Source organism: Bacillus sp. sid0103 (assembly GCF_019219025.1).
Map to the genome: position 1 here is coordinate 46,671 of NZ_JAHUWN010000039.1, position 6,000 is coordinate 52,670.

Here is a 6,000-nt window from a genome sequence, read left to right on the forward strand (position 1 = left end):
ACTTTCCCCTTCAATGAGCGAATCTCGGTTATTTATGGGCGAATTTAAGAATCAACACTCTTTTAGAATTGAGTTGCATAAACTTTAGTCAAAAAAAAAAATTGCTCATTAAATTATGAGCAATTTTTTTAAAACAATTTGATACCGGTGGTCGGGGTCGAACCGACACTCCAGAAGGAACACGATTTTGAGTCGTGCCGATATGTATATACGTTAAAAGTCCGCAAAAACGGCGTCTACATCTTCGATAGCTCGCCCGTAGCACACGACCGCGCTTCGGGAACGAACCTATTATATCGAATCTCGTCGAATGATGTCAAGGAGAGTCTAGGCATCAGGACAAATCGAAAGGGCTAATTTCGCAAATCTAAAGTTGATGCACCTGAGATCAAGGCTATTTTTTATCGTATTTAGAGATTACGGTAAGCGAGATACCTTCGTCATCGTTTTTCGCGTTGAACCAGCCGGAAAGCGTGTCGTCCTCTTTAACGTTGCCTAACTCGAGGCTGTTCGAAATTTTTTTCGTAAGGATTTCCGCCTGTGCCTCCGTAGTGTCCGGTTGAACTATGAGTTGGACGGATGGCTTTACGCCATATTCCTTTGTGAAAGACGTTTGGAAATCACTGAGATCAGTCAATGGGTCTGCGTCTCCGCCTGGCTCGGCCGTTGCGATTAACGTAATTACTACCGAAGTAATAGCGATAATCAGCACCGATAATAATATAACGACGTTCTTATTTAACTCATTCACCTTCGCTAACATATGTACCGCCTCCTTTTAAAATCTATACGTCTAGTCCTACAAAAGATTCATTGTTAAGTAAAAAATCTCCATCATAAGTTGAAATCAATCCGCGTCACCTTGTGTCATTGGGTTAATTGGTTTTGCTCTTTTACGATTGTCACACTGCAAACATGAAGTGACAGGCTATCAACCTATCACAAATGATTTATAGGCTAATGACTTTACTTGTTGAACTAACGAGGCAGGATAGTTAAATAACGAAGGAGATATAATAAGTTAAATGATTCCTTTTAGATAATGGGGTATTAATATGTCAATGAAAAATAAGTGGTTATTTAATATTGCAATGGTATTACTCTCATGGATTACAGTTTCTTTTTTGGAAAGACGAAGTATAAAGAGATTTTTTCCAGCCTTTATCTTTGTGTTTTTAATAAATTGTATTGATGTTCCGATTGGAAAGAAACGTAGATGGTGGTCTTTTTATAATAAACCACATTCCTTTTTTCATAATGAATTTCCTTTTTTAATAGGTCCAATGTTGGCGGTGGCTTTATGGACATTAAAATGGACATACGGAAATTTCAAAAAGTTTATCTTGCTAAATGCTCTTTTCCAATTAATTTTTACATTTCTAGCTAAAAGTTTATTTGCAAAGATAAAATTATTTAAATTAGTTCGACTTAATGCATTTCAATTCTTCCTATACTTCTTTTACAAAGCTTTTTTCTTATATGGATTTCAATACTTTTATGAAAATAAAAAGAGATTATTCAACTAAAGGGTGCGATACTTCAACAAGGGTATTGCTTTTTCCTTATGCAACTAACGAAGCAGGTTAGTGGAACAAGAAAGGTGAAAATCCATCTCACATTTATGTCGCAATTGACCCATATTGTGCAAAATAAAATTGATTTTTTTTGTTGTATTTTAGCTAAAAACTTATGAAACAGAATAAATGGTGTTCTAAAAAACAAAACCATCCTAGAAAGGATGGTTTAGGAAAATGGACAAGAATTTTTTATATAACATCATATTCTGACCGCCAGAAAATGTATCTGGGATAATTTATCATATTTGATAAAGACTCTTACACTTTATTGCTGATTGTACTGAGGTTCTTCCCCTTGAATTTCTTGAAGACGAGGTTGAAGACTGTCAAGCACGGATTTTGTTTGTTGCGCGGCTTGTTGATAAAGCTGCTTTGCATTCTGGTTGTCGGTTGCTAAAGCAAAAGTTTCAAAGCATGCTTGTGCACTTTTTAAATTTGCTAAAGCGGTTTGAACATCTTTTCCAACTGTCATTTTTTAAATCCTCTTTTCATTGAAGGAGTATGCGAATATTTTTGTCTACTCGACTTACTTAATGTGCTCATAAATTTGAAATTTACTTTGCTTGAATAGAAAAAAGCGTCAGATTAGTAAAAGAGAATGTACGTGTTCAACTAACGGGTGCTTTACTTCATTAAGAAGTAGAGTCTTTTTTTCAGTGTTCCACTAACTGGGCAGTTTAGTTGAAGATAAAAATGACTCCTTTGTGTCGTAATTGACTATAAAAAACGACATAAAAAGGGCTAAATTATTAGCCCGATCTAGACTTGATGTTTAAATTGGCTACTTTCCGCTATTTCCATAATAATTAGCCAATACAACTTGTTATTGATTTGTTTACAATACACTTTTGCACCATCAAGTTCCTAGTAAGGAGTATTGTTAATAAAAAAGTAGTAATTATTCTCTTATGTATAGATTCTTGCATTTATTAACAATCAATTTAATGGTTATACCAAGTATTATGTAGTAAAAAAAGGAGTAATAATATTTCCATCTTATATAATAGACCAATTTCATAGCCTTACTTACAGGCTCTCCAATAAAAGCAAATAGTAACGCCATAATTAATAAACCAAAAATATAAGATTTCCACCTTCTAAAAAATTGATACATCAGCATATAAGCAACAGGTACCATACACATATCAAATGGGATTGCTCTAGGGGTTATAGGAAGAAACTGGGTAGGGTAAATCCAAAACTTCACATCTAAACCAATAGCGTCTAAATAAGCAGTGGATATTATGGCGAGAGTACCAACTAAAATGGTTTCTAAAAGTTTATTACGGTCAACAACCTTTGCCCAAATTATCCAAGGAATAGTTAAAAAAGCGAACAGCACCCACCAGTTCCAAGTAAATAACTCATTTTCATACCAATGATTTATACTCTTTATTACGTGTTGATGATGTTCTTTATGTATTTTTAACGCGAATCTTATTTTTTCATTCACGATAAACTCTCCTACGAAACATAATCAAAAGGTAACGTTTATAAAAGATTTATTTAGTTTATGTAACACCAAGTATTTAATACTTTTGGTATGACGCATTTCGATTAAATGATGCAATAGAAAAGAAGGTACTTCTTCAACTAATGGGTGCTTTAGTTTAATAAGAAGTCCACCAAAAGATCCTTTTACTATTGGAAAAGTTATCAATTTTTATTGTTTAACAGAGCAGCAAAAAAGAGCGGGTAATTAAACCCACTCTAAGAAGCTTGGCAAGCGCAATAAGCCCGCTTTAGTTAAATTACGGTATTTCACTCGTACACCAATCGGAGCTATATTCGCAAAATCATCGGTTTCCTTTATGATTGTAGTTTGGTACACTTTCGCCTTTTCACGCGCAGGCACTCCGAGTTCCATCACGCCCATGTACTTCCCGTCATCATCTGCAAGTAACCAGCCGAAATCCTTCGGTTGCTTGCGGTAGCCCACGACGTTCACATTGGAGTACTGGTAATTAATGACCTTCAACCATGAGTGCGATCTCTTGCCGACTTCGTAACGCGAATCTTTTCGTTTCAAAACAATACCTTCGAGTCCTTGCGCCTTAATGGCTTCAAAATAAGCCTCACCGTGACCTTCGATAAATTGCGATTTGGCAATCAGCGCGGAATCATTCGGAATAAGCTCCGCAAGTATTTCCTTACGCTCAAGTAACGGAAGTTTTGTGACGCGCTCTCCTTCGTGTTGGATCACGTCAAAGGCAACGAAGCTGACCTGCGATTTATCCTTCGAACTCATGAACCGGCTCATCATCGCTTCGAAATCAGGCTTACCTTCCTTATCGCTGACTATTAATTCGCCATCTAGTAAGGTGCCTGGAGGAATGTTTAAATTATGAAGTTCGGGGAATTTTGATGTGATTTCATTATTGTGGCGTGAAAATAAGCGGACTTTGCCCACTGAATCAACGGAATATATTAAACGGATGCCATCGAGTTTTAGTTCCGTAATGTACTCGGTGTCGTTAAACGGCTGGTCTGATTTATGAAGAAGCATAGGTTTTACGAACAATTAAACCACCTCATATTAATTTTACCACGATTAATAGGACGGAAGATTAGGAGACTATTGGAAAGAGTGAGTAATAATTATTGGGCGGTATTACGTTCACCCTTTCGATTATCAATAATAAAAAGGACAGGCCGTTAGGACTTTCCTAAGGGGTACATATTGATATTTAGGAATTATTTACTAATTGATTCATTTTTTAGCAGGAATTTAACCATTTAATGGCGAATATATTTTAGGAATTTATTCCCATTTTCAAGCAAAGGTGGTGACAACATGGCAACTAAAAGTATTGAAATTAAATGTTCTAACCCTAGTTGTAATTCTTGGTTTCCTTCTCCAATTTTCTTCGGAGATATGAATTCCTTTGATACTTCAATGCTAATCGGTAATAAAGCACAATGCCCTAAGTGTAATAAAATGACTGGTTGCAATAAGGAAAACATGAGAGTTCGCTCCGATGATGGAGGGTTTAGAGGAAAAGATACTTATTAAGTATTTTTAAGGGGAAGGATTTTGTCCATCCCCTTTATTTTCTATACTTCCACCGAATCCCTTCAGAAAGAAAGATGATACTAACTCCCATATGGTTTAACTCTGTGAGAATATTGCCATTTCTTGTTCTGCCTAATTCCTCGACTAATCGTTCAATTGTATCCATATAAAACTCCTCCTTTAAATTTTCCGGTAACCGACTGCCACTCGAATTTTTATCTGATACGGGTCCGTTTTTAAGGAGACGCCCGAATGATATCGAGCGCAAAATAAAAACGCCTTAGTTGGCGTATCTTGCTAAAACTGCGGTTTTAAGCTTACAATACTTTGCTGCATCAGTTATCGTCCCGGTCACTAGTGCTGTCATATACAGTTTGCTTAGGTTTTCAATATCGTCATTAATTCCGGCAATACTTACGGTTGCAGGATCGACGTCCTGACCACGGAAGACAATATCGTCGTCACCTTCGACAATAAGCTTGCCCGTCTCAGTAATGGAGAATTTTATTTCGGATTGATTCACCGCTGGAATCGTTTTTTGCATATGCAGCTTCCACGCTTTACCGGTAAAGGCGGTTACCTTTAACGCAGTAATACTTGACGGAATAAGAATCCGATCGCCATTACCGAAGTCTTTCGAATATCCACCAGTTCCTTGAAGCGAAATTGTAATCGGGCTGCCGTCACTTTCGAGCCGAGCATATCCCCATCCCGTCGAGTCTACCGTTTGATTACCTACACCTGTAACTACTTTTCTTTCAATTTTAGCCATTATTTATTACCTCCTAATTTTAATTCTCCGTCTTTAACTTTCTGTTCCATAATAGTCGCGAGACTGTCGTAAGCCTGATCGACTTTGCTTTTTTGCTTTTCAACGACTTCCTCAGGATCAACGAACACCGGCATTGGTTCGTCATTCTTCTCGAAATAAATTTCAGGATTTTGATAATGGCGGACTACTTCTGGCGTAAATAGTTCGGAGATTATCGAGTAATCAACATTCACCGAAGGATCATCGCCAGGTATCATCAGCAAGAATAGTTTGTTATCAATTGTGTGATCGACTTCTTCGATTACGTCGTAAGCTTCCGCAACATCAACTGGGGTATGGTCGGCTTTTAGTTTATCGAAAGCCTTTGAAAGCCCAATTTTATATTCACCGGTTTGGAAGTGACCGGCTAACTCATAGAAATTCTCTAAAACTAGACTCGCGTATGCCGAATCAGGCGTCTTTAGCAAGAAAGACTGTAAATCGTTGAATCCTGATTTCTCGTCTTTCAGCACCATTTTAAACCTCAATTCCGAAAAATCACGGCTAAACTTTGCGCGAGTTGCTTCATCCGCTGATACGAAACTCTTCTCGATTGTTTCCTTCGCTAGTTTCTTAGCATTAGTTAAGTAAAGCTGATA

The 6,000-nt window shown here is 37.0% G+C and carries 9 protein-coding genes; 1 reads left to right on the forward strand and 8 read right to left on the reverse strand.

Features of this window, described 5'->3' with window-relative positions; translation table 11 throughout:
* Positions 1–394 precede the first annotated feature (394 nt).
* The gene (locus KW850_RS28945) at positions 395–763 is read right to left on the reverse strand and encodes a hypothetical protein (RefSeq protein WP_218351147.1); all 369 of its coding nucleotides are present in this window, start codon (positions 761–763) and stop codon (positions 395–397) included.
* Positions 764–1,055: 292 nt separating this feature from the next.
* Between KW850_RS28945 and KW850_RS28950 the strand changes: the two genes are divergently transcribed.
* Positions 1,056–1,526: a hypothetical protein gene (locus KW850_RS28950; protein ID WP_218351148.1), complete on the forward strand. Its 471-nt coding sequence runs from the start codon at positions 1,056–1,058 to the stop codon at positions 1,524–1,526.
* A 316-nt stretch (positions 1,527–1,842) separates the two neighbouring features.
* On the opposite strand, the gene KW850_RS28955 is transcribed toward KW850_RS28950, so the two are convergent.
* The 7 genes from KW850_RS28955 to KW850_RS28980 form a co-directional block, all read right to left on the reverse strand.
* Positions 1,843–2,049 (reverse strand): DUF1657 domain-containing protein, encoded by a 207-nt coding sequence (locus tag KW850_RS28955; RefSeq protein ID WP_218351149.1) that lies wholly within the window; start codon positions 2,047–2,049, stop codon positions 1,843–1,845.
* A gap of 426 nt (positions 2,050–2,475) precedes the next feature.
* Positions 2,476–3,030 (reverse strand): CBO0543 family protein, encoded by a 555-nt coding sequence (locus tag KW850_RS28960; protein WP_218351150.1) that lies wholly within the window; start codon positions 3,028–3,030, stop codon positions 2,476–2,478.
* Positions 3,031–3,276: 246 nt separating this feature from the next.
* Complete coding sequence (locus KW850_RS28965) at positions 3,277–4,098, reverse strand: ATP-dependent DNA ligase (protein ID WP_218351151.1); 822 nt, start codon at positions 4,096–4,098, stop codon at positions 3,277–3,279.
* Between the two features lie 215 nt (positions 4,099–4,313).
* On the reverse strand, positions 4,314–4,541 hold the full coding sequence (locus KW850_RS28970; RefSeq protein ID WP_218351152.1) for a hypothetical protein: 228 nt from the start codon (positions 4,539–4,541) through the stop codon (positions 4,314–4,316).
* Positions 4,542–4,624: 83 nt separating this feature from the next.
* Positions 4,625–4,756, reverse strand: a complete 132-nt coding sequence (locus KW850_RS33650; protein ID WP_256358523.1) for a hypothetical protein — start codon at positions 4,754–4,756, stop codon at positions 4,625–4,627.
* Positions 4,757–4,870: 114 nt separating this feature from the next.
* Positions 4,871–5,362, reverse strand: a complete 492-nt coding sequence (locus KW850_RS28975; protein ID WP_218351153.1) for a hypothetical protein — start codon at positions 5,360–5,362, stop codon at positions 4,871–4,873.
* On the reverse strand, positions 5,362–6,000 hold a 639-nt coding region (locus KW850_RS28980; RefSeq protein ID WP_218351154.1), incomplete at its 5' end, for a hypothetical protein. The genes KW850_RS28975 and KW850_RS28980, both read right to left, overlap by 1 nt.